This window comes from Pseudomonas sp. ES1 (assembly GCF_050586605.1).
Classification (GTDB): domain Bacteria; phylum Pseudomonadota; class Gammaproteobacteria; order Pseudomonadales; family Pseudomonadaceae; genus Aquipseudomonas; species Aquipseudomonas sichuanensis.
In genome coordinates, this window is the sequence record NZ_JBOBDM010000074.1 from 1 (window position 1) to 23,212 (window position 23,212).

The following is a 23,212-nucleotide window of genomic DNA, read 5'->3' on the forward strand; positions in this document are numbered from 1 at the left end:
GAGGAGGGAGTCAGACGCTTCTCAATCAAAAGGGAGGATTGCTCTGACAACGAGGCAGCAAGAAACCTACAAATGACAGGGCCGAATAAACACCGCAATGGCCCCTATGCAATCCCAACCCAGGTTCAAGGCAGCCAATCGAACCGACTCCCCCCAGGCACAGCGGTCAAAACAGATATCCCAATGTCGCCCTCAAACCAGCACCCCGTGCACACCCCTTGTCTACTGGCCTGACAACAACGACGGCGCACCCGATTGCGCCGCATTAGCCCAGGCTGCCAAGACCATCGGAGAGCACATCCATGTCCATCCCCCATGAGGTCCCGCCCGCCACCCTGCGCCGGGTGATCGCCGCCTCGGCCATCGGCAACTTCGTCGAATGGTTCGACTTTGCCGTGTACGGGTTTCTGGCGACACTGATCGCCACCCAGTTCTTCGCAAGCCAAGACCCCAGCGTCGCCCTGCTCAAGACCTTCGCCGTGTTTGCCGTGGCCTTCGCCCTGCGCCCGCTGGGCGGCATCGTGTTCGGTGCCCTCGGCGATCGCCTGGGGCGCAAGCGCATCCTGTCGCTGACCATCCTGCTGATGGCCGGTTCCACCACCCTGATCGGGCTGTTGCCGACCTACGCCAGCATCGGCGTGCTGGCCCCGGCCCTGCTCACGCTTGCCCGCTGCCTGCAGGGCTTCTCCGCCGGGGGCGAATACGCAGGCGCCTGCGCCTACCTGATGGAACACGCGCCGCAGGACAAGCGAGCGTTCTACGGCAGTTTCGTGCCAGTCTCGACCTTCTCCGCCTTTGCCTGCGCGGCGCTGATCGCCTATGGCCTGGAGGCCAGCCTGTCGGCCGAGGCGATGAACAGCTGGGGCTGGCGGGTGCCCTTCCTGATTGCCGCGCCCTTGGGGCTGGTGGGCTTGTACCTGCGCTGGCGCATGGAGGAAACCCCGGCATTCCGCCAGGCCATGGCCGAGGGCAAGCAACACAGTCACTCGCCGCTGGGCGACACCCTGCGCCACCATGGCCGCACCATCCGCAACCTGGGTGCGTTCATCTCGCTGACGGCGCTGTCGTTCTACATGTTCACCACCTACTTCGCCACTTACCTGCAGACCGTCGGCCAGCTCAGCCGTGCCCAGGCGCTGCTGGTGACTACCGTTGCCCTGCTGTTCGCCGCTGCCGGCTGCCCACTGGCCGGGGCTTTCTGTGACCGGGTCGGCCGCCGGCGAACCATCGGCTTTACCTGCATCTGGGTGATGCTGGCAGTGTTCCCCGCTTACTGGCTGGCCAGTTCCGGCTCGCTGACGGGCGCATTGCTGGGGGTGATCCTGCTAGCCGTGGGCGCGCTGATGAGCGGCGTGGTTACCGCTGCGCTGCTGTCCGAATGCTTCCCCACCCGCAGCCGCTACACCGCCTCGGCGATCACCTACAACGTCGCCTACACCTTGTTCGGCGGCACGGCGCCGCTGGTGGCGACCTGGCTGATCGAACAGAGCGGCAGCCGCCTGGCGCCGGCTTTCTACCTGGTGATGATTGCCCTGCTGGCGTTGCTTGGCGGGTTGGCGCTGCCGGAAACCTCGCGAGTTTCATTGCACGACGAGGCGCTGGGCGAAGCCGCGTCGTGAGCCACGGAACGCTTGGATGAGGACTCGCCCTGGCTCACCAGCCCTAGGTGAGCTGGGGCTGAAACATTTAATCGGCGGCTTTCAGGCGCCATGATTTAGTCGAAGCGACACTTAAAACGATTGTTTTAAAATTTCCCACACAATACCCCTGCAAAATGGTGGCAATTACACATCAGCCCACGTTAGGATCCAATCACCCCAGGGGAGCCAGCACCAGGCTCCCTCCCGCCTGAACCAGGCCAGCCCTGTTCGGGAACCAAGGAAGGACTACTCCCCCATCGACCAGGATCGTCGACGTCGGCTTCCCAGCCAAAGCGGTAACTGCCTTATCCATCTGTTTCGTAGTACGTATCGCCTGCCTCGCGGCTCGAGGCGGGTATTCCCAGTGCGCGCAGTTCGAGTAACGGAGACTTGAAAGTATGGATAACTTCCTGGGCGAGATCCGCCTGTTCAGTTGGACTGTCATTCCCAAGTACTGGCTGCCGTGCGATGGCCGCGTGTTGCCGATCCAGACCTACGCTGCGCTGTTCTCGCTGCTGGGCGCGCAGTACGGCGGTGACGGCAAGACCACCTTCGGCCTGCCCGACCTGCGTGGGCGGGTCGCCGTGGGCATCAACAACAACCCTGCGGCCGGTACTGTTCGCACGGTGGGCCAGGTAGGTGGAGCAGAGGCAGTCATGCTGCCGGCCTCCGCACTCCTCGCCCATAGCCACACCGTTCAGGTGAGCAACGCCACCATGAACAATGGCGGACCGCAGGGCCGCTATCCGGCCACCAACGCCAACGGCAATTCCAGCCCCGCGCAACCGACCTACGTCACCGCCGACAAAACCAAGCTGGTGGCCCTGAACCCCAGCACCGTCGGCACTACGACACAGACTCCGGTGCCCAACATGCAGCCCTCGCTCTGCCTGAGCTACTGCATCGCGACCCAGGGTGCCTACCCGATGCGCCAGTACTAAACGATCCCAACTTTCCAAGGGGCAAAACATGACTGACTACTTCATCGGGGAAATCCGGATCTTCGCGGGCGACTTCCCTCCTGTCGACTGGGTTCCGTGTGACGGCAGGCTGCTGCAGATCAACGACTACCAGGCATTCTATGCGCTGGTCGGCACCACCTATGGCGGCGACGGCCAATCCACCTTCAGAGTTCCCGACCTGCGTGGCCGGATCGCCGTGGGCACCGGCACCGGCATCGACGAAACGAAAAAACCCCTGACACCTCGAACGATCGGGCAGATTCCGGGCACCGAGCAAGTCGCCCTGACCGCTTCCAATACGCCCTCCCACAGCCACCCCTTCTACGTCACCAATGTTCCCGCCGATAGCGCGGTGCCAGCCAGTTCGGCGCAAAAGAATATCCGCACATTCGGTGCCTTCACCAAGGACGGTCAGGTCAGGGGGCTGTACAGCACCAGCATCGCCGCGCCCGAGACATTGAACCCGGGCGCGCTGGTGAAGGCAGGCGGCACAGGCACGCCTCACGCCAACATGATGGCGTCGCGCGCCGTTAACTACATCATCGCTGTCGCTGGGCTCTACCCGAGCCAAAACTGACGCTGCGCACTTGCCCGCACACTTCCAGGAAAATCGTTCATGGACGCATTCACCGGCGAAATCAGGCTCTTCCCCTACGCTTTCATTCCCAACGGCTGGCTGCTGTGTGACGGATCGCAGCAGCCGGTCCGGTCATTCCCTGCGCTGTACGCGGTGATCGGCAACAAGTACGGCGGCAACACTACCAATTTCAACCTGCCCGACCTCAACGGCCAGGTAGCCATGGGCATGGGCGATAACCCGAGCCTGACCGCGCGCCCGCTCAACAGCAGCGCAGGTGCCGACACGGTCGCGCTGACCTATGACAACTTCGCCCCACACACCCATGCCTTGAATGCCCAGCCTGGCACCGAATTCGGGGCAGCCGCTGACATACCGACCAACCAGACCTACCTCGCGCAACCGCGCAACACGCGGCTGTACAACACCGATGCAGGCAACCCGGAGTTCACCCTGGCCGCCGAGACTATCGGCGTGAGCGGCAACAACACTGGCAGCGCCCAGCGCTCGCTCATGCAGCCCTACCTGACCCTGGCCTACTGCATATGCATAGACGGCGTCTTTCCGCAAAGACAATGAGTGGCGCGCGGCTGACCGAGCACCTGCAGCGCCATGCCTGCCTCGGCCTCGACTTGCGCCAGCAAGCCGAGGCCGACGGCAGCCTGTTGCGTGCCCTGTTCGTTGCCCGGCGCGCGGCCGAGTTTGCTGCCGCGCCGTGGAGCGATGCCGAGCGCGAGGCATTCCTGCATGCCCAGGCCGACCTACAGGGCCGCCACTATGCCCAGCACTATCCAATGGCGCACTTCCTGATCATCAAACAGGCTGGCCAGGCGATTGGCCGGCTGTGCATGGATGAAAGCGAAACCGACCTGCGGGTGGTCGACATCGCGCTGCTGCCTGAGTGGCAGGGCCTGGGTATCGGCAGCGCCGTACTGAACGCAGTGCTGGCGCTGGGTGACGGCCTCGGCAAGGCATGCACCCTCAGCGTCGACCTGACCAACCCGGCCCAGACGCTTTACCGGCGCCTGGGCTTCGAGGTCTGCGCCGACCAGGGCCTGTACCTGCAGATGCGCCGACAACCCGCAGCCATTCACCCTTGAGCTCCCCACGCGACGGAACACGCACATGGACGGTTAGCCCTATCGCCCCGCATCGGCAACCCAAGTATCGCTGGCCATGCCAGCCTGATTCTCTTTAGGACCCCAGCCGATCGATGATCGGCCAATGGCAGGAAGCCCTCATGACCCGCCCACGCGTGTTCCCTCGCTCCCGGCTATACAGCCTGTTCTGCTTCTTGTGGCTGCTGGCCATGGCATCGCTCCTGCCCGCCCAGGCCGGCGCCATGACCTTCACCCCCGCCACCGGCTCGAACCTGGGCAGCTACCCGGCAGGCCAGAACCTGAGCATTGGCTTGAGCGTGAGCGGCGGAACCTTGCCGATGACAGGGTGGTTTGACTGTAACGGCGGCGGGACCAACTGCCTGCCTGCCGGCCTGTTCATCGATGAGTCGGACAACAGCACTACCACTACCATCCACGGCACCACGAACGTGGCACCGGGCACCTACAACTTCAGCGTTCTGGTGTACGACAACTCCAGCATGGAAGTGGCGAACTACAGCATCACCATCACCGGCGCCGGCCCAAGCGTGACTGCCCTGAGCGCTTCATCGGGCAGCACCAGTGGCGGTAACAGCTTGACCATCACGGGTAGCGGTTTCACCGGCGTTACCGGCGTGACCTTCGGCGGCGCAGCGGCCAGCAGCTTCACGGTCAACAGCGTCAACCAGATCACCGCGACTGCGCCCAGCCACCCTGCCGGCACCGTGGACGTGGTGGTGAACGCGACGGGTGGGGCCTCCCCGGTGAGTCCCGCCAGCAGGTACACCTACCTCGCGCCACCTAACAGCGGCGCGGTCAGCGCCACGTTGGCCGCCAACAGCAGCAACAACCCGATCACGCTCAACATCAGCGGCGGCGCCGCCACCAGCGTGGCCGTGGCCAGCGCCGCCAGCCATGGCACGGCGGTCGCCAGTGGCACCTCGATCACCTATACGCCAACGGCTGGCTATTCAGGCTCGGATACCTTCACCTACACGGCCACCAACGCCGCTGGCACCTCGGCCCCAGCCACCGTGACCATCACGGTGTCGCCGCCCACCGTGGCCATCAGCCCGGCGACCCTGCCGGCCGCCACCGCCGGCACCCCCTATAACCAGACCCTGAGCAGCAGCAATGGCACCGCGCCCTACACTTACGCGCTGGTCTCAGGCAGCCTGCCCCCGGGGGTGAGTTTCTCCAGCACGGGGGTGTTCGGCGGCACTCCGAGCAACAGCGGCACCTACAACCTGAGCATCCGCAGCACCGACCAATTCAGCGCCACGAGCACCGTCAGCTACACCATCAGTGTGGCCGCGCCCACCATCGCCGTGAGCCCTACGACGCTGGCTAGCGGCACTTATGCGACAGCCTACAGCCAGGCCATCACTGCCAGCGGTGGTAACGGCAGCTACAGCTTCGTCGTGTCCGCGGGCAGCCTGCCGTCCGGCATGAGCCTGGCCTCCAGCGGCACCCTGAGCGGTACGCCGACCTCTTCCGGCAGCTACCCATTCACCGTCACCGCCACCGACGGCAACGGCTTCAGCGGTTCGCGAGGCTACACCCTGATAATTGCCAGCCCGACCCTGAGCCTGTCGCCAGCCTCGGTGCCGAGCGGCGGCATCGGCAGCCCCTACAGCCAGTCGCTCAGCACCAGCGGGGGGATCGCGCCCTACAGCTACAACCTGATCGGTGGCGCGTTGCCCAGTGGCGTAACCCTGTCCAGTGGCGGAGTGCTCAGTGGCACGCCAATCGTCTCCGGCACATTCAACTTCACGGTTCGCAGCACCGATGCCCATGGCCAGGTCGTCGACGGCGCCTACAGCCTGGTGATCGGCGCCGCAACCATCAACCTTGCGCCGACCACCCTCGGCTCAATGACGCAGGGCGTGGCCTACAGCCAGGCCCTGAGTGCCAGTGGCGGCACCGCTCCCTACACCTACGCGATCACCAGCGGCGCGTTGCCCAGTGGCATGACCCTGAGCCCGGGAGGCCTGCTCTCCGGCGTACCGACCAGCGCGGGGCCGAGCAACTTCACCATCACCGCCACCGACAGCCTCACGTCCACCGGCTCGCGAGCCTATGGCCTCACCGTCGCCGCGCCCGCGCCGGTGGCCGGCAACGTAAGCTTGACCGTCTCCGCCAACAGCAGTGCCAACCCTGTGACCCTGAACCTGAGCGGCGGCCTGGCGACGTCGGTGGCCGTGGCCAGCAATGCCAGCAACGGCACGGCAACAGCCAGCGGCACCAGCATCAGCTTCACCCCCGCCCCCGGCTACGCAGGCAGTGACAGTTTCACCTACACCGCCACCGGCGCCGGGGGGACATCGAATGTGGCAACGGTGACCGTGACCGTCGTGGCGCCGACCGTGGTGCTGACGCCGACCAGCCTGGCCAATGGCACGATCGCTACGGCCTACTCGGCGAACATCACTGCCAGTGGCGGCAGCGCACCCTACAGCTACAGCCTGGTCAGCGGCAGCCTGCCCGGCGGCCTGACGTTGTCGAACGGCGGTAGCCTCAGTGGCACCCCGAACGCGGCCGGCAGCTTCAGCTTCACCGTCCAGGCCACTGACAATACCGGCTTCACCGGCACCCGTGCCTACAACCTGAGCGTCGCCAGCCAGGCGCCGGTCACCGGCGCGGTCAGCGCCACGGTGGCAGCGAACAGCTCGGCCAACCCAATCACCCTCAACCTCAGCGGCGGCGCCGCCAGCAGCGTGGCCGTGAGCAGCGCGCCAAGCCACGGCACCGCATCTGCCAGTGGCCTCACCATCAACTACACCCCAACCGCTGGTTACTCGGGCAGCGACAGCTTCACCTACACCGCCACAGGTGCTGGCGGCACCTCATCGCCAAGCACGGTGAGCATTACCGTGACCGCCCCGACCCTGGCCATCACCCCCGCTACCCCAGGCCTCGCCGACGCCACCCAAGGCAGCGCCTACAGCGCCAGCCTGGCCGTCAGCGGTGGTACCGCGCCGTACAGCTACAGCGTTAGCGCCGGCAGCCTGCCGGCCGGGCTGACCCTCGATACCGGTACCGGGGTCATCAGCGGTACCCCGACCGCGCTCGCCACCAGCAATTTCACCATCACCGTCAGCGACGCCCTCGGCGCCAGCGGCAGCCGCAGCTACAACCTGCAGGTGCTGGCCCAGGCCATCGTGGTGCCACCCTCCAGCGAAACCCTGGCGGCCGGGCAAAGCGCCAGCGTCGACCTGACCCGCGGCGCCAGCGGCGGCCCATTCCTGCGCGCCCGCCTGCTGAGCGTGACCCCGGCGTCGGCGGGCAGGGCCAGCATGACTGGCCCGTTCACCCTGAGCTTCACCCCGGCGGCGGCCTTCGCCGGCACTGCGGTGGTGACCTTCAGCCTGCAGAACACCGGCGGCAGCCTGGCCAACAGCAGTGTGACCTTTGCCGTGCAGGCGCGCCCCGACCCCACCCGCGACCCCGAAGTGATCGGCCTGCTCAACGCACAGTCTCGTGCCGCCGAGCGCTTCGCCAGCACACAGATGGACAACTTCAACCGCCGCCTGGAGCAGTTGCACCGCCCCACCTGCGACCGTGATTCGTTCAACGCCAGCGTGCGCCACGGCCGCGACGACGTCAGCCTGGGCAGCCTGGGCAAGGCCTTGCGCGATGAGCTCGAAGGCAACGGCCAGGGCAATGATGACGAACAGCGGCGCCAGGAGAAGGACAGCGCCCGCGCCAGTTCCGGCGAATGCCGCGAAGAGGCCCTGGCGTTCTGGACCGACGGTTTCGTCAACACCGGCTCCAACCGCGCCCGCGGCGCCGACGACAACAGCTTCACCACCTATGGCTTGAGCGCGGGCATGGACTATCGGCTGTCGCCACGCACGGTGGTTGGTTTCGGTATCGGCTACGGCAACGATCGCACCGATGTCGGCGAGCATGACAGCCGCAGCGAGGGCGACGCCCTGGGCCTGGCGGCCTACCTGAGCGTCAATCCGCTGTCCGAGGTGTATATCGACGCCTTGCTGGGTTACAACCGCATCCGTTTCGACGCACGGCGCTACGTGACCGCTGACCCGTCCAACGGCTACGCCCACGGCTCGCGTGACGCCGATCAGCTGTTCGCCTCGCTGACCGCCAGCTACGAGTACCGTCACGGGCCCCTGTCGCTGGCACCCTATGCGCGCATCAATGGCAGCTATACCCGGCTCGACGCCTACAGCGAGCGCGGCGGCGGTATCTACGGCCTGTCCTATGAAGAGCAGGACCTGCGCTACGTGACGTCGTTCCTGGGCTTGCGTTCGGGTTACGACATCCAGACCAACGTCGGCGTGCTGACACCGCGGATGGGCCTGGCCTGGGGCCATAACTTCAGCCGCAACGAAGACTACCGCATGCGCTACACCGACCAGGGCAGCGACGGGCTGCTGTATCGCCTGTCGCCCGACCCGCAGGATAGCAACTTCATGGACCTGGACCTGGGCCTGGACCTCAGCCTTGGCCGTGCGTGGCGGGTGGGGCTGTCTTACAAGACCGCGCTGGGCAGCGATGAGCGCAGCGAGATGTTCAGGATCGGCCTGGACGGCAGGTTCTGAGCCCGTGCACCGGAGCGGCGTTGTTGCAGGAAGGGTGAAGACAGCGACGGTAGCCCAGGTGATGCGCAGGGGCGCCAGGCGCCCCTGCGGCGGGGCTTACTTCAGGTCGAAACGGTCCAGCTCCATCACCTTGGACCAGGCCGCGACGAAGTCCCTGACGAACTTGTCGTTGCCATCGCTGCTGCCATACACCTCGCTCAAGGCGCGCAGCTGGGCGTGGGAACCGAACACCAGGTCAACCCGGCTACCGGTCCACTTCACCTGGCCGGTCTTGCGATCACGGCCTTCGAAGCGCTCGTTGTCCGCCGAGGTCGGCTTCCACTCCACGCCCATGTCCAGCAGGTTGCGGAAGAAGTCGTTGCTCAGCACCCCGGGCTTGTCGGTGAACACCCCGTCCTTGCTGCCGCCATGGTTGGCGCCGAGCACGCGCAGGCCGCCAATCAGCACGGTCAGTTCGGGCGCGGTGAGGGTCAGCAGCTGGGCCTTGTCCAGCAGCAGTTTCTCGGCCTTGACGCTGTAGCGGTCCTTGCTGAAGTTACGGAAGCCATCGGCCAGCGGTTCGAGTACGGCGAACGACTCGACGTCGGTCTGCTCCTGCGAGGCATCCACACGCCCTGGGCGGAACGGCACGCTGATGCCGGAGGCTTTCTCCACGGCCGCATTGCCGGCCAGCACGATCAGGTCGGCCAGGGAGATCTTGTTGCCGCCCTCGCTGCGGATTTTCTCCAGCGCCGTCAGCACCTTGTCCAGGCCCTGGTTGGCCTTCCAGTCCTTCTGCGGTGCCAGGCGCAGGCGCGCACCGTTGGCGCCACCGCGCTTGTCCGAGCCACGGAAGGTCGACGCCGAGGCCCAGGCAGCGGACACCAACTCGCCAACGCTCAGCCCCGAGGCCAGCACCTTGGCCTTGAGCGCGGCGATATCAGCGTTGCTGGGCTGAGGGCCGGCCTTGGGCAGCGGGTCTTGCCACAGCAGCTCTTCGTTGGGCATCTCCGGGCCGAGGTAGCGCGCCAGCGGGCCCATGTCGCGGTGGATCAGTTTGTACCAGGCGCGGGCGAAGGCGTCGGCGAGCTGATCGGGGTTGTCCTTGAAGCGCCGGGCGATGGGTTCGTAGATCGGGTCGAAGCGCAACGCCAGGTCGGAGGTGAGCATCGAGGGGGCGCGCCGTTTGGCGGGGTCGTGGGCATCCGGCACGGTGTTGGCGCCCTTGCCATCCTTCGGTCGCCATTGGTGGGCGCCGGCCGGGCTCTTGGTCAGTTCCCAGTCGAAGTTGAACAGGTTGTTCAGGTATTCGTTGCTCCACTGGGTCGGGGTGGAGGTCCAGGTCACTTCCAGGCCGCTGGTGATGGTGTCGCCGCCCTTGCCGGTGCCGAACTTGTTGCTCCAGCCCAGGCCTTGCAGCTCCAGCCCGGCGGCTTCCGGTTCAGGCCCGACATTGTCGGCAGGGCCGGCGCCGTGGGTTTTGCCGAAGGCGTGGCCGCCGGCGATCAGCGCCACGGTCTCTTCGTCATTCATGGCCATGCGGCCGAAGGTCTCGCGGATATCCTTGCCCGAAGCGACCGGGTCGGGGTTGCCTTCCGGGCCTTCCGGGTTGACGTAGATCAGGCCCATCTGCACAGCCGCCAGCGGGTTTTCCAGGTTGCGCTCGGCCGACAGGTCGCGATTCTGCTCCTCGCCATGCTTGGCCGGCTCCGCCACCAGGTCGCCCTGCCCTGGCGGCTGGGCCTTGACCTGCTCCTTGCCATAGCGGGTATCGCCCCCCAGCCAGACCTTTTCCGAACCCCAGTACACGTCTTCGTCCGGCTCCCACACATCGGCGCGCCCGCCGGAGAAGCCGAAGGTTTTAAAGCCCATGGATTCCAGGGCGACGTTGCCGGTGAGCACGATCAGGTCGGCCCAGGAGATCTTGTTGCCGTACTTCTGCTTGATCGGCCACAGCAGGCGCCGGGCCTTGTCCAGGCTGACGTTGTCCGGCCAGCTGTTGAGCGGGGCGAAGCGTTGCTGGCCGGAGCCGGCGCCACCGCGGCCATCGCCGATGCGGTAGGTGCCGGCGCTGTGCCAGGCCATGCGGATGAACAGCGGGCCATAGTGGCCGAAGTCGGCTGGCCACCAGTCCTGGGAGTCGGTCATCAAGGCGGTCAGGTCCCTTTTCAGGGCCTGGAAGTCGAGGCTGTTGAACGCCTTGGCGTAGTCGAAGTCCGGGTCGGGGCTGGACTTGGACGAGTGTTGATGGAGGATCCTGAGATTGAGCTGATCAGGCCACCAGTCTCGGTTGCTGGTGCCACCACCAGCGGTTTGATGGAACGGGCATTTCGATTCGTTCGACATCTGCTTCTACCTTTGGGTCGGGTCGTTTCAGATTCCGGGCGCGTTTCCAGACGCAATGCCAGGTGTTCGATCAGCCGAGCCAAGGGCTCGTGCCTACCCCTCATCAGGTGTGGTCGGTCTGCGCCGACATGGGCTCGCGGGGTGCCGTGACGGCGCTGGCAAGGGGGTTGCCGGCGGCCACGCGGGCACCCGCCGCGACGGCTTTTCGCGGGGCCACGGGAAAGACTAGCCGAGCTTGGGCAGAGGTCTAATAGAAGCGCTATTGAGAGCTGATAGCGTGGCTCTGTCAGGGCCGGTGGCGGGGCAAATCGGCGCATGCCAAGCGGCACGAACTGTGCTTGAATCTGCCATTTCCCCGCGCCCAAGGCCCTCCGAATGAATCGCAACGACCTGCGCCGCGTCGACATGAACCTGTTGGTGGTGTTCGAGGCATTGATGATCGAACGCAACCTCACCCGCGTCGGCGAAAAGCTGTTCATCACCCAGCCCACCGTCAGCGCCGCCCTCGCCCGCCTGCGCGACCTGTTCGACGACCAATTGCTGATTCGCAATGGCCGGGCCATGGAACCCACGCCACGGGCCATGCAGATCTTCAATGAACTGGGCCCGGCGATGGACGTGATCTCGGCGGCGATCAGCCGGGCCAAGGCGTTCGACCCGGCCAACAGCTGCAACGTGTTCCGCCTGGGGCTGTCGGACGACGCCGAGTTCGGCCTGTTCCCGGCCTTGCTCGAAGCGCTGCGCGAGGAGGCGCCGCAGATCAGCGTGGTGGTGCGCCGGGCCAATTTCCTGCTGATGCCCGGCCTGCTGGCCTCGGGCGAGATTTCGGTGGGGGTCAGCTACACCACCGACCTGCCGGCCAACGCCAAGCGCCGCAAACTGCGCGATATCGGCGTGCGGGTGCTGCGCGCCGACGACCGCCCCGGCCCCCTGACCTTGGACGAATATTGCGCGCGCCCCCATGTGATGGTGTCGTTCTCCGGCGACATGAGCGGCAACATCGACCTGGACCTGGCGCGCATCGGCCGCTGCCGCAAGGTGGTGCTGGCGGTACCGCAGTTCGGCAGCCTGCGCGCGCTGCTGCGCAACACCGAGATGATCGCCACGGTGCCTGACTACGCGGCCTGCGCCCTGGCCGACGACGGCAGGCTGCGCGCCGACCCGGCGCCGTTCGAGATCAGCGAGGCCGAACTGTCGATGGCCTGGAGCAGCGCCCACGACAACGACCCGGCCGAGCGCTGGCTGCGTGAGCGGATCCTGCAGTTCATGGGCCGCCCAGGCTGAACCATCAACTTCGTCGATAGCCACCATGCTTGCCATCAAGTTCCGCTGATGGCAGGGCGCCGGGAGAATGGCCCCATTCGCACATCGACAAGGCCTCTCCCATGAAAACCGGCATGATCGCTGCCCTGCTAGCCCTGCTCGCCACCCTCACCGGTTGTGCCAGCCCAGCCAACCAGCCCGGCGCGCAACCCTATGGGCATTTTTATTCAGCCACCGAGCTGTCCAGCGTCACCCTTGGCCACGGCCAGCACGTGGCCGTCCTGCTCGGGCGCAACGCCGCCGCAACGCTCGACTACCTGCAACGCCACCGCGACCAGGCCACCCCCGGCACTGCCAGGAGCACGCCGGTGGCGACCCTGGGCGGCAACCAGGCTTATGCATGGTTGGCGCAGTCCTTGGCCCAGGAATTTGCCGAAGTCACCTTTTATGAGGACCTCGATACCCTGCTGGCCGATCGCCCGGATGTGATCGTGCTGCTGGAGGCCCGCAGCAAGCTGGCAAGTGCGGGGGATGAGGCAATCCAGGCCAGCGTGGCGGCACGTTTTTTCGATGGTCAGCTGACTTATATCGGCCGTGCCGAAGGGGTGGCACGCAAGCCGGTCGAGGGGGTCGAGCTGGTGCGTCAGCTGGATGAGGAACAGACGGTGCAGGCCGATGCGTTGCGCCAATTCGATGCATCGCTCAAGGTGTTGTTGCGCGGGGCGGTGTGATCTGGTCAGCCACTACCCGTCTCAAGCCATGCGCCAGGGCGGACAGCGGTACTTTCACAGTCATAATTGGCCCGAAACAGATGTGGGAGCTGGCTTGCCAGCGATGCGCCGCGCGGGCGGCGCTCGATCTTGAGGGCGCTGCAGATCTGTCGCCCTGCACCTGGTAGCCCACATGCGATTTCAAGACAGGCCCTTGGGCACCACACCGCTGGCCCTGAGTAATCAGGATTCGGTAATGGCCACCAAGTGCATGACGGGAGACTGGGTGAGGGCTACCAGGTGCCTGCCGGTGTTTTTGCAGCGCCTATAAGATCGAGCGCCGCCCGCGCGGCGCTTCGCGGGTAAACCCGCTCCCACAGTTTGTTTCGGGCCAGTCTCTCCTGTGCCATCACCGGAGCCGCCTTGTTGGCTCGACACAATTTCAGCGTGGGCGTTGCCGGCCTCATTGTCGGCCCTAACACAGAAAACTGACAGTCCCATACCCGCGTTAAGTTGTCATGATTGCTTTCGCTCACTCCATCAGCACGACCACCAACATGAACCACGAGAATCCAACGATAAGCAGGGTTGAAGCTATATTCAGACGTTTCTTGAGCCGCCGCGGAAACTTTTCATAGTCGGTGATATCCAGCGCTCCTTTTCTGATGCAGTGATCAGGGCAGAAAATCATGCCAGCTATGCCACACACTAACGACATACGAGAATAAAATCCGTTGCGCCCCCATAAGTTTACTAGCCATGGAACTCCGGGGCTTTTCTCCAGCGATCTAAGGAGTGTCTGGAAATCACGCGAACATGCCAACTGGGCATGCAGGGCCGCGCCCGAGAGCCCAATCAAAAGCGGTGTGATCATAAGCGCCATACCCCAACCGCTACGCCAAAACTCACTCATTCTTCTATGTACTCGTAGATAACCTCACCAAGCATCTCCCCTCCTTTCATTCCACCCATGCTACCTGCCAGCGAGCCGGCGCCAACCATCACGAGACTGCACGCAGTGGCACTGACTGGCCCTAAGCCCAGGCAGACTAACAGAGCACCACCCTTTCCGAGCATTCCGCCCAACACCCCTCCGCTGAGGCCGACCGCAAAACTCCCCGCCTCAGTAAAACGAATTTTTTTGCAGGCCTCTGTCTCATTCGCACGACAGGCCTCCTTGATTTTCAGAAAAGATGATGCTCCGCCAATCACAATACCCGCACGCCCTCCATTTTTCAGGTAATGAGACAGTCTCGCCAGTTTATCCAGGTGCGTGGCGTACCCTGGAATAGCCCCTGGCGCACCCGCTTTGTTCCAGTGATGAATCAGGCTTTTGCTGGATATGCCCAAGCCTCGCCGCAGGGTTTCATGGCTGCCCAAATCCATATGTTTGTTAAGGAAGCTCATCTTCAGCTGCGCGTCCAGTTGCTGGAAGAGTTTTTTGCGCTGATTGAAAAACTCCGGACTTTTCAAATGGCCGTGAGCGAGAAACTGCTGTTGATGCAGCTTTTCTATGTAACGCAAGGTGGCTTGCAATTCTTCAAGCGACTTGGTCATCATCGCTTGAGCAACGCCCATCGATAGGCTCACATCACTGAGCAAGCTTGCGATCTCAGCATGATTGCGCATCATGAAGTTCGCTTGGTCATGGCCCACATCGGCCAATGCCTCCCGTGCCCGCTGGGCCGCTGCCATCAGTTGAGCCTCTTCGCAGGTACAGGCATGCCCGTTACTCGGGTCGCCGATCACGAATATCTCGCCCGCTTTGAAACCTTGATTGAAGGTCGGATTCAACCGCTGCAGACGGGCCACGGGCACTGACCCATGCTTGTCGAACAGCTTCATGAGCAGTTGAGGGAACGAAGTGCCGTGCTGCACGATATGAAAGCCGGGCTCCAGTCCATCAGGAACCGTTGAGACAGCATGGGCCGCCACGTTACTCAGGGGGTGTCGAGGCTGGTACGCGGACGCCATGTACGGGCTGGCTGCAACGGTTTGTGGTGACGGGGCTGTATGTGGAGCAATCCTCTGGTTCAAGGGGGCGAGGACATGATTACTGCCTGGCGTACACCCACATTCCACCGGGGTGCCGTCGACTGCGGCGGGGATGCCATCCTGACACCAGCGTGATTCGCCGTCGATGATCTTGCCTTCCTTGCCGCACCGTGGGCAGGGGGTAGTTTTGTCGCCTTCGAGCAGCCAACGGCGACCATAGGTGGTGCCCCGAGCTTGGGTGGCAAGGCAAGTGGCGCCGGTGCTGGTGAGGTCTCCATCCAGCCCCTGGCCTTTGCCGAGGATGTTCATGCGCTGACTCATGGTGCTGCTTCCTTGGGAATGAAAGCCCGCACGCTAGCAACATGAAGTGGTCTATTCTCGGCCGCCGATTAGCTTGAGAAAGGTCCTACGAAACTTAGAGATTTGGATGGCAAATTTCACTAGATGCGATCTCAAGTAGTACATACCAGCAGCTTAGGGGCCTGCTCATTCAAACCGCTGACGACTCGGTATTGATCTTGATGTCGAGGCCCCTGGCCTATCGAATCTTGCTCTTGTCAGCGCATCACAACAGCCTGCAAACCTGCCCACAACCGCTGCACATGCTCGCGCTCGGTCGGCAGCGCGCCCACCGACACCCGCACCATCCAGCGGCCGTTCAGGGTGGCCGGGGTGACATAGGCATCGCCCGACGCGTTCAGCCGGTCCGCCCAGCCACGGGTATGCGCATCCAGTGCATCGCCCGCAAGCCCCGCCGGGCAGTGGCGGATGCACAGGGTCTGCAGTTGCACCGGCGCCAGCAGTTCCCACTCAGCCGAGGCTTCGACCTGTTCCGCCAGCCAGCGGGCATTGTCCAGGTCGCGGCGCAGGCGTTGCTGCAGGGCCTCGACGCCTTCGCTGCGCAGCATGAACCACAGCTTCAGTGCGCGGAACCGGCGGCCCAACGGGATGCCCCAGTCGCGCAGGTTCTTCACCTCGCCATCGACCGCCGACTGCAGGTAGCTGGGGTTGGTGCTCATCACCCGGATCAGGTGCTGCGGGTCACGGACATAGTAGATAGAGCAGTCGAAGGCCACGCCCAGCCACTTGTGCGCGTTGACCACCACCGAGTCGGCCAGCTCGATGCCGTCCCACATCCAGCGGCATTCGGGGAGGATCATCGCCGAACCAGCCATGGCCGAGTCGACATGCAGCCACAGGCCTTGGGCCTGGGCGATCTCGCCGATCGGGCGCAGCGGGTCGAGCGCGGTGGTGGTGGTGGTGCCGGTGGTGGCGACCACGGCGCAGGGCTGGTTGCCGGCGGCGATGTCTTGTTCGATGGCCTCGCGCAGCGCCTCCGGGCGCATGGCGAACTGTTCGTCGGTGGCGATCAGGCGAATGTTGTCGCGGCCGAAACCGGCCAGCAGCGCGGCCTTGTCCACCGAACTGTGGGCGTGGGCGCTGACGTAGACGATCAGCGGTTTGGCCTGGGCCTGCAGGCCGCCGCGCACCTGGGCATGGTCGGTGGCGCGCTCGCGGGCGCAGATCAACGCCACCAGGGTGCTGGTGGAGGCGGTGTCCTGGATCACCCCGCTCCACTGGCTGGACAGCCCCAGCAGCTGGCGCAACCAGTCCAGGGTGGTCTCTTCCAGCTCGCTCAGGGCCGGGCTGGACTGCCAGGACAGGCCGAGCACGCCCAGGCCGGTACTGAGGAAGTCACCCAGCACCGACGACAGGGTGCCGTTGGAGGGGAAGTAGCCGTAGAAGTCCGGGTGCTGCCAATGGGACAGGCCGGGCATCAACAGCTGGTCGACGTCCTTGAGGATGGCGGCGAAGGGCTCGGCCTGCTGCGGTGCGGTAGCCGGCAAGGCGGCTTTGAGGTAGCCGGGCTCGACCTGGGCCATCACCGGGCGTTCGGCGACGGTCTGGCGGTAGTCGGCGATCAGGTCGATCAGTTGGTGGCCGTGTTGGCGGAATTGTTCGGGGGTCACAGGCGGGCTCCTTGGCTGCTGGCTTTGGCTGCCTGTTCCGGCCTCATCGCTGGCAAGCCAGCTCCCACAGGTATTGGCTCGAGCCTGGTGGGAGCTGGCTTGCCAGCGATAAGGCCGGCGCAGACAACACAATGCCGACCAGTCTAGGCCGCCATGGCCTCACGAATAACCCCGCTTCGCGCATAGCTCCTATGGCAAAGGCGCATGCCCGCCCTGCACACCGAACTGCGACTGGCGCCAGAGCTCGAACACCCGGTTGCGCAGCCAGCGGTGCTCGGCCGAGGCCTGCAGGCGCTGGTGCCACACCACCCAGTAGCGCTGGGTATGCTCGACGAAGCCCAAGGGGCGCCACGCCAGCCCATGCAGGCGGGCCAGCTGGCGGGCGATATGCTCGGGCACCGTGGCCAGCGCCTGGCCGTTGCCGATCACCGGCACCATGGCGCTGAAGAACGGCACCTCCAGGCTGATCCGCCGCTGCCGGCCCTGGGCGCGCAGGTGGCGGTCGATGAAGCTGTCCTTGTCACCGCCGCCGGAGACCCGCACGTGCTTGCAGGCCAGGTAGTCGTCCTGGCTCAGTGCGGCCTGCGCGGTGAGCGGGTGATCATGGCGCATCAGGCAAACCGCGCGGTCTTCGCCGAGCAGGCGGCCGTGCAGGTTGGGCGGCGATTCGTCGAACAGCGTGGTGGCCAGGTCGATCTCGCCACTGGCGAGCAAGGCGTATTGCCCGGCCTGCCAGGTGCGGTACTCCAGCGACACCCCCGGCGCCTCCTGCTCAAGCGCCGCCACCAACTGCGGCAGCATGTGTTCGGCCACGTAGTCCGAGGCCGCCAGGCAGAAGCGTCGCTCGCAGCGGGCCGGGTCGAAGGCCGCCGGTTGGCGCAGGGCATTGAGTTCTTCGAGCACCTGGCGCAGCGGCTCCACCAGCGCCTCGGCGTGCTCGCTGAGCACGTAGCCACGGCCCTGGCGCACCAGCAGCGGGTCGTCGAAGGCTTCGCGCAGGTGCGCCAACTGGCGGCTCAGTGCGGGCTGGCTGCAGCCCAGGCGCTCGGCGGCATGGCTGAGGTTTTTCAGCTGCAAGAGGCAGTCGAGGGTGCGCAGGTGGGCGAGGCTGAGGGAGGCGAAGGTGGGGTGCATGCAGGTGGCCTGTTGTTGAATGCGCTGGCCCAATCGCCGGCAAGCCGGCTCCCACAGGGACTTGCACATTCCTGTGGGAGCCGGCTTGCCGGCGATTGGGCCGCAACGCGGCCCCAGAGTTACTCGGTCAGGCCGACATAGACGTTCTGCACGTCTTCGTTCTCGTCGATCGCCTCGAGGAACGCTTCGACCTCGGCCAGCGCTTCGGCGCTCAGGCTGGCGGCGCTTACCGGGTTCTTCGGGGTGTAGCCGATCTTCGCCGAAGTGACGGTGAAACCGTGCTCAGGCAGGGCTTTTTGCACGGCGTCGAGGTCAGTGGTGTCGGTGATGAACAGGGTCGAACCCTCTTCCTCGCCGTCCTCGAAGTCCTGGGCACCGGCTTCGATGGCCGCCATTTCCGGGTCGGCGTCGCCTTCCGGGGTGGCCTCGATCAGGCCGACGTGGTTGAAGTCCCAGGCCACCGAGCCGCTGGCACCGAGTTGGCCCTTGCGGAACAGCACGCGGATCTGAGCCACGGTACGGTTGACGTTGTCGGTCAGGCACTCGACGATCAACGGCACCTGGTGCGGGGCGAAGCCTTCGTAGCTGACCGCATGGTACTGCACGGCCTCGCCGTCCAGGCCGGCGCCTTTCTTGATCGCGCGCTCCAGGGTTTCACGGGTCATCGAGGCTTTCTTGGCCTGGACGATGGCCAGGCGCAGGCGCGGGTTCATGTCCGGGTCGGCGCCGGATTTGGCGGCGATCTGGATCTCCTTGGCCAGCTTGCCCATGATCTTGCCCTTGGCGTTGGCCGCGGTCTCTCTATGCTTGGCTTTCCACTGTGCGCCCATTTCAACTCTCTTGTTTCAAGGGCCGGTTCAGGAAGCGACCGGCCAAAAGTGGGGAGAGTTTATACGCCCAAACGCTGCGGATCGACAAGAAATCGCATGAGCTTGTTCGCGGGTAAACCCGCTCCCACAGTACCCGCGAAGGGCCCTACTCTGGGTTAGCCTTTGTCCGCCTTGCCGGCCGCCGCCGCGAATTTGGCCAGCCGTACATCCAGCCGCCGCGGCCGGGCGCCGCGATCCTCGGCGTGCTCCTTGCGCCGGATGGCATTGCGCACCATCAGCGAGCCCAGGTAGCGAATCGGCTCCGGCGGGAACTGCCCCAGCGGCCCCTTGATCAACGGCGAGCGGGTCCAGGGATTGTCCAGGCCCAGGGCCAGGGACGACAGTATTTGCCCGCCCATGTGGCACGGCCCTACCCCGCTGCCCGAATAGCCGAAGCCATAGAAGACGTTGCCCTGCCCATCGAGCCGGCCAAAGAACGGCAGGCCGGTGACAGAGCGGTCGGAAGGCCCGTTCCAGCTCGCCGCCAGCGGCACCTCGGCCAGGGCCGGGAAGAAGTCGGCCAGGCTCTCGCGCAACAGCGGCTGGTACGGCGATGGCTGGTCGAACACCGGCAACATGCGCCCCCCATAGGCAAAGGTATTGCCACCCTTGCCGAGCATCAGCCGGCCATCGGACGTGTTGTGGTAGTAGTGCACGAAGATTCGCGAGTCGAGCACGCTGACGCCGCTGTCCAGGCCGATCTGACGCAACAGCTCCGGGCACGGCTCGGTGATCACCATGTCGCTGGAAACGATCGCCACGCTGCGCTCGAACTGCGGGAAGGCCCGCGCCATCCAGGCGTTGAGGCCCAGTACCACGCGGTCGGCGCGAATGGTGCCGGTGCGAGTACGCACCTGCGCCGGGGCCCCGTGCTCCAGCCCGGTCATCGCCGTGCCCTCGTGGATGCGCACGCCGCGCTGCAGGGCAACCCGGCGCAAGCCGCGCACCAGCCGCCCGGGCTGCACGGTGGCGGCGGCCGGTGAGTACCAGCCCTCCAGGTGGCGCTCAGAGCCTGCCAGGCGCTGCAACTGCGCAAGCTCAAGGCGCTGGAACGAGTTGATACCGCGCCGTTCCAGCGCCGCGATCACCGCATCGGTGCCACCGACCTGGGCCGGGTTGGTGGCGGTGTACAGGGTGCCGTCCATGCGGAAATCGCAGCGGATGCCGTTGTCGGCGCAGAACGCGCCGATGGCGGCGATGCTGCGTTCCGACTCGCTGACCAGGCGCACCGCCTCCTGCACCCCGAACAGACGCTCCAGGGTGAAGTACTTGGCCGACCAGGACAGCGCACAACCACCATTGCGCCCGCTGGCCCCGGCACCGCAGATATCCGCCTCGATCAGCATCACATCCAGCTGCGGCGCCTGCTCCTTGATCATCAACGCGGTCCACAGCCCGGTGTAGCCGCCGCCGACGATGCACACATCGCAGCGTGCGTCGCCCTGCAAGGGGGGGCATAGGGCCTCGTCTTCCTGGTCCAGCGCCTGTTGCAGCCAGAACGGTCTCATCGCTTTGCTTTCCTTCAAGTACGCAGTGGCTTGATCGCCATGCTGGTGTTGGGGGCCACGTCATTGGCCGCAGTGGTGCTGGCCGGGCGGCTGTTCCAGTGCGGGATCAGCACCAGGGCGGAGAACAGCGCGGTGCCGGCAAAGACGATGAACACCGTGACGCTGTCGAAATACCCCGGCAGCAGACCGCCGAGCACCGCGCCCACCGAACCGCAGCCGTTGACGAAGCCTGCGGCGGTGGCGCCGGCCTTGGCCGTACCGAAGTCGATGGCCGCCGCGCCGCTGATCATCGAGTCGGGGCCATACAGGGTCAGGCCCATGACGAACAGCAGGGCCACCACCAGCACCACGCTGCCGCTGTGCATGGCCGCCATGAAACCGGCCAGGGCCATGGTCAGCAGCAGCAGGCTGATCACGCAGGCCGGCATGCGCCGGGCACTGAACAGTTTGTCCGAGGCCAGGCCGATGATGATCGGGCCAAGTAACCCAGCCAGCTCGAAGGCGGTGGGGATGATCGCCGCGCCGACCTTGCCCACCGAAGGCATTTGTTCGAAGACGATCACCGGCCCCCACAGCAGGATGGCGTAGCGCGCCGGCTTCAACATGAAGTAGGCCAGGCCCAGGGTGAGCACCGTGCGGTTGCGCAGGATCTCGCGCAGCGGCGCCCAGACGCTGCACAGGTTGCCCCCCGGCGCCATGCTTTGCGGCTCTGGCTCCACCGCCGGCAAGCCTACGTCTTCGGGCTTGTTGCGCTGGAAGATGAAGAACAGCACGGCCACCAGGGCCACCACCACGGCGCTGGAGAAGAATGCCGCGTGCCAGGTGCCGACCAGGGTGTAGGCCCACCAGCCGGCGAACGGCGAAGCCACCAGGCCGCCGAAGGCGTAGCACGAGCTCCACAAACCCAGCACCCGCCCGCGCTGGGAGGCCGGGAAGAAGCTGCCGATGTTCTTGCACAGCCCGGCCCAGCCGGTGGACTGGGCCAGGCCCTGGATCAGCATGCAGGTGGCGAAGATCGGGAAGGTCGCGTAGCTGCCCATCACCACCGCCGCGGCTGCCGAGATCAGCAGCCCGCCGAGCACCACCACACGCGGGCCGAAACGGTCGGCGAGCATGCCCCAGGTGAACTGGCCCACGGCGTAGGCAGCCAGGTAGATGGCGTCGAGGTTGGCCATGGCGGCCTTGTCGAGCATGAAAGTCGGGTCTTCGCCAATGCCGAGCTTGGCCACCGAGAAGGCTTTGCGGGTGAAGTAGAAGGCGGCGTAAGCCAGCCAGGTGATCGCGAAGATCTGCATGCGCCAACGCTTGATGGCGCCCAGGGATTGATTCATTTGACTCTGACCTCTTGCGTGAGTGTGCCGGCAGAATGTGAAGAAACGCCTGTCTTGTTGTTGTGGTGCGCACTGCGTGACGGAGGGACGTCACTTGGTCAGATGGCGGCAGCGGTCTGGCGTGACCGGGGCGAGGCCATGGCCCGGCGCCACCGCTTGTGGCGATGGCGTCAGGTTGAAACACATGGAAACAGCTGCTGACTGATAAATAAAATCGATTTATCGTATTTCACTCATAAGCCCAGCTTGTAAGCGGAGTGCTCGATGTCGGTTTCCCACGCTCAACTCAAAGCCTTTCATGCGGTCGCCGAACAAGGCAGCTTCACCCGCGCGGCGCAGAAGCTGTTCCTGACCCAGCCGGCGGTGTCCGACCAGGTGCGCAAGCTGGAGGAGCGTTACGGTGTGCTGCTGTTCCAGCGCAACAAGCGTTCGGTGCAGTTGACCGACCTGGGCGAGCGCCTGCTGGGGGTGACCCAGCGTCTGTTCGCCTGCGAGGCCGAGGCCGTTGAGTTGCTGCAGGACTCGCGCGCCCTGCACACCGGCAGCCTGACCCTGGCGGTGGATGCGCCGGTGCATGTGCTGCCGCAGATCGCCCGGTTCTGCCAGCGCTATCCGGGGATCCAGGTGAAGATCGAGACGGGCAATACCGACGAGTCGCTGGCCCGGCTGTTCAGCTATCAGGCTGACCTGGCCCTGCTGGGGCGCGATGTCGACGATGAGCGTCTGTTTTGCGTGCCGATGCGGCGTGACCCGATGGTGGCGTTCGTGTCGCACCAGCATCCATGGGCCAGCCGGGGGGCGATCAGCCTGGCGGACCTGGATGACACGCCGTTGGTGCTGCGTGAGCCTGGGTCGGTGACGCGGCAGACGCTGGAGGAGGAAATGCAGCGGGCGGGGTTGCGGATTCGCTCGGCGATCCAGGTGGAGGGGCGTGAGGCGGCGCGGGAGGCGGTGGTGGTGGGGATTGGGGTTGGGGTGGTTTCGGCGGCGGAGTTTGGGGCTGATGCGCGGGTATGTGCGTTGCCGATTGTCGATTGTCAGCGGCATTTGACGGAGACGTTGGTGTGTTTGAGCGAGCAGCGGACGCGGCGGGTGGTGGCGACGTTTTTGGAGATGGTGCGGGAGGGGGGGTGAGGTTTTTGGGTTCGAGTTCGGGTTCGGCATCGGCATCGGCATCGGCATCGGCATCGGCATCGGCATCGGCATCGGCATCGGCATTCAGAGTGTTTGTTTTGATATATGCATGCGCATTCGGCGGCGATG

At 65.1% G+C, this 23,212-nt stretch carries 17 protein-coding genes; 9 read left to right on the plus strand and 8 right to left on the minus strand.

Going from position 1 to position 23,212, the window contains the following annotated elements; translation table 11 throughout:
• Positions 1 to 302 precede the first annotated feature (302 nt).
• The 6 genes from ACQ4N9_RS23650 (at position 303) to ACQ4N9_RS23675 (ending at position 8,844) form a co-directional block, all read left to right on the plus strand.
• Positions 303 to 1,619: an MFS transporter gene (locus ACQ4N9_RS23650; RefSeq protein ID WP_390971314.1), complete on the plus strand. Its 1,317-nt coding sequence runs from the start codon at positions 303 to 305 to the stop codon at positions 1,617 to 1,619.
• A gap of 419 nt (positions 1,620 to 2,038) precedes the next feature.
• Positions 2,039 to 2,581, plus strand: coding sequence for a phage tail protein (locus ACQ4N9_RS23655; protein WP_390971316.1), 543 nt, complete (start codon positions 2,039 to 2,041; stop codon positions 2,579 to 2,581).
• A 28-nt stretch (positions 2,582 to 2,609) separates the two neighbouring features.
• On the plus strand, positions 2,610 to 3,179 hold the full coding sequence (locus tag ACQ4N9_RS23660; protein ID WP_390971318.1) for a phage tail protein: 570 nt from the start codon (positions 2,610 to 2,612) through the stop codon (positions 3,177 to 3,179).
• A 39-nt stretch (positions 3,180 to 3,218) separates the two neighbouring features.
• A complete protein-coding gene (locus ACQ4N9_RS23665; RefSeq protein ID WP_390971320.1) occupies positions 3,219 to 3,758 on the plus strand; it encodes a phage tail protein in 540 nt (179 codons plus the stop codon).
• On the plus strand, positions 3,755 to 4,279 hold the full coding sequence (locus ACQ4N9_RS23670; protein ID WP_390971322.1) for a GNAT family N-acetyltransferase: 525 nt from the start codon (positions 3,755 to 3,757) through the stop codon (positions 4,277 to 4,279). Before ACQ4N9_RS23665 ends, ACQ4N9_RS23670 begins: the two co-directional genes overlap by 4 nt.
• Before the next feature lie 140 nt (positions 4,280 to 4,419).
• A complete protein-coding gene (locus ACQ4N9_RS23675) occupies positions 4,420 to 8,844 on the plus strand; it encodes a putative Ig domain-containing protein (RefSeq protein WP_390971324.1) in 4,425 nt (1,474 codons plus the stop codon).
• 96 nt (positions 8,845 to 8,940) lie between these two features.
• On the opposite strand, the gene katG is transcribed toward ACQ4N9_RS23675, so the two are convergent.
• Positions 8,941 to 11,169: a catalase/peroxidase HPI gene (gene katG / locus ACQ4N9_RS23680; RefSeq protein ID WP_390971326.1), complete on the minus strand. Its 2,229-nt coding sequence runs from the start codon at positions 11,167 to 11,169 to the stop codon at positions 8,941 to 8,943.
• Positions 11,170 to 11,544: 375 nt separating this feature from the next.
• On the opposite strand from katG, the gene ACQ4N9_RS23685 reads away from it, so the two are divergent.
• A complete protein-coding gene (locus tag ACQ4N9_RS23685; RefSeq protein WP_125463671.1) occupies positions 11,545 to 12,453 on the plus strand; it encodes a LysR family transcriptional regulator in 909 nt (302 codons plus the stop codon).
• A gap of 101 nt (positions 12,454 to 12,554) precedes the next feature.
• Positions 12,555 to 13,163: an ATPase gene (locus tag ACQ4N9_RS23690; RefSeq protein WP_390971328.1), complete on the plus strand. Its 609-nt coding sequence runs from the start codon at positions 12,555 to 12,557 to the stop codon at positions 13,161 to 13,163.
• A gap of 511 nt (positions 13,164 to 13,674) precedes the next feature.
• On the opposite strand, the gene ACQ4N9_RS23695 is transcribed toward ACQ4N9_RS23690, so the two are convergent.
• The 7 genes from ACQ4N9_RS23695 to ACQ4N9_RS23725 all read right to left on the minus strand — a co-directional run bounded on the left by ACQ4N9_RS23695 (position 13,675) and on the right by ACQ4N9_RS23725 (position 21,949).
• On the minus strand, positions 13,675 to 14,055 hold the full coding sequence (locus ACQ4N9_RS23695; RefSeq protein WP_258646166.1) for a hypothetical protein: 381 nt from the start codon (positions 14,053 to 14,055) through the stop codon (positions 13,675 to 13,677).
• Positions 14,052 to 15,458, minus strand: a complete 1,407-nt coding sequence (locus ACQ4N9_RS23700; protein ID WP_390971330.1) for a PAAR domain-containing protein — start codon at positions 15,456 to 15,458, stop codon at positions 14,052 to 14,054. The genes ACQ4N9_RS23695 and ACQ4N9_RS23700 overlap by 4 nt, the downstream gene beginning before the upstream one ends.
• Before the next feature lie 236 nt (positions 15,459 to 15,694).
• Positions 15,695 to 17,107 carry a DOPA decarboxylase gene (locus ACQ4N9_RS23705; RefSeq protein ID WP_390971332.1) on the minus strand — a complete coding sequence of 471 codons (1,413 nt, stop codon included), beginning with the start codon at positions 17,105 to 17,107 and terminating at the stop codon, positions 15,695 to 15,697.
• 189 nt (positions 17,108 to 17,296) lie between these two features.
• Complete coding sequence (locus tag ACQ4N9_RS23710; RefSeq protein ID WP_390971334.1) at positions 17,297 to 18,241, minus strand: LysR family transcriptional regulator; 945 nt, start codon at positions 18,239 to 18,241, stop codon at positions 17,297 to 17,299.
• Between the two features lie 119 nt (positions 18,242 to 18,360).
• Positions 18,361 to 19,071, minus strand: coding sequence for a YebC/PmpR family DNA-binding transcriptional regulator (locus ACQ4N9_RS23715; protein ID WP_125858294.1), 711 nt, complete (start codon positions 19,069 to 19,071; stop codon positions 18,361 to 18,363).
• A gap of 155 nt (positions 19,072 to 19,226) precedes the next feature.
• The gene (locus tag ACQ4N9_RS23720) at positions 19,227 to 20,618 is read right to left on the minus strand and encodes an FAD-dependent oxidoreductase (protein WP_390971336.1); all 1,392 of its coding nucleotides are present in this window, start codon (positions 20,616 to 20,618) and stop codon (positions 19,227 to 19,229) included.
• A gap of 14 nt (positions 20,619 to 20,632) precedes the next feature.
• Positions 20,633 to 21,949 (minus strand): MFS transporter, encoded by a 1,317-nt coding sequence (locus tag ACQ4N9_RS23725; protein ID WP_390971338.1) that lies wholly within the window; start codon positions 21,947 to 21,949, stop codon positions 20,633 to 20,635.
• A 264-nt stretch (positions 21,950 to 22,213) separates the two neighbouring features.
• Here ACQ4N9_RS23725 and ACQ4N9_RS23730 point away from each other — a divergent pair, with 264 nt between their 5' ends.
• Complete coding sequence (locus ACQ4N9_RS23730) at positions 22,214 to 23,083, plus strand: LysR substrate-binding domain-containing protein (RefSeq protein WP_279847500.1); 870 nt, start codon at positions 22,214 to 22,216, stop codon at positions 23,081 to 23,083.
• The last annotated feature ends 129 nt before the right edge of the window (positions 23,084 to 23,212 follow it).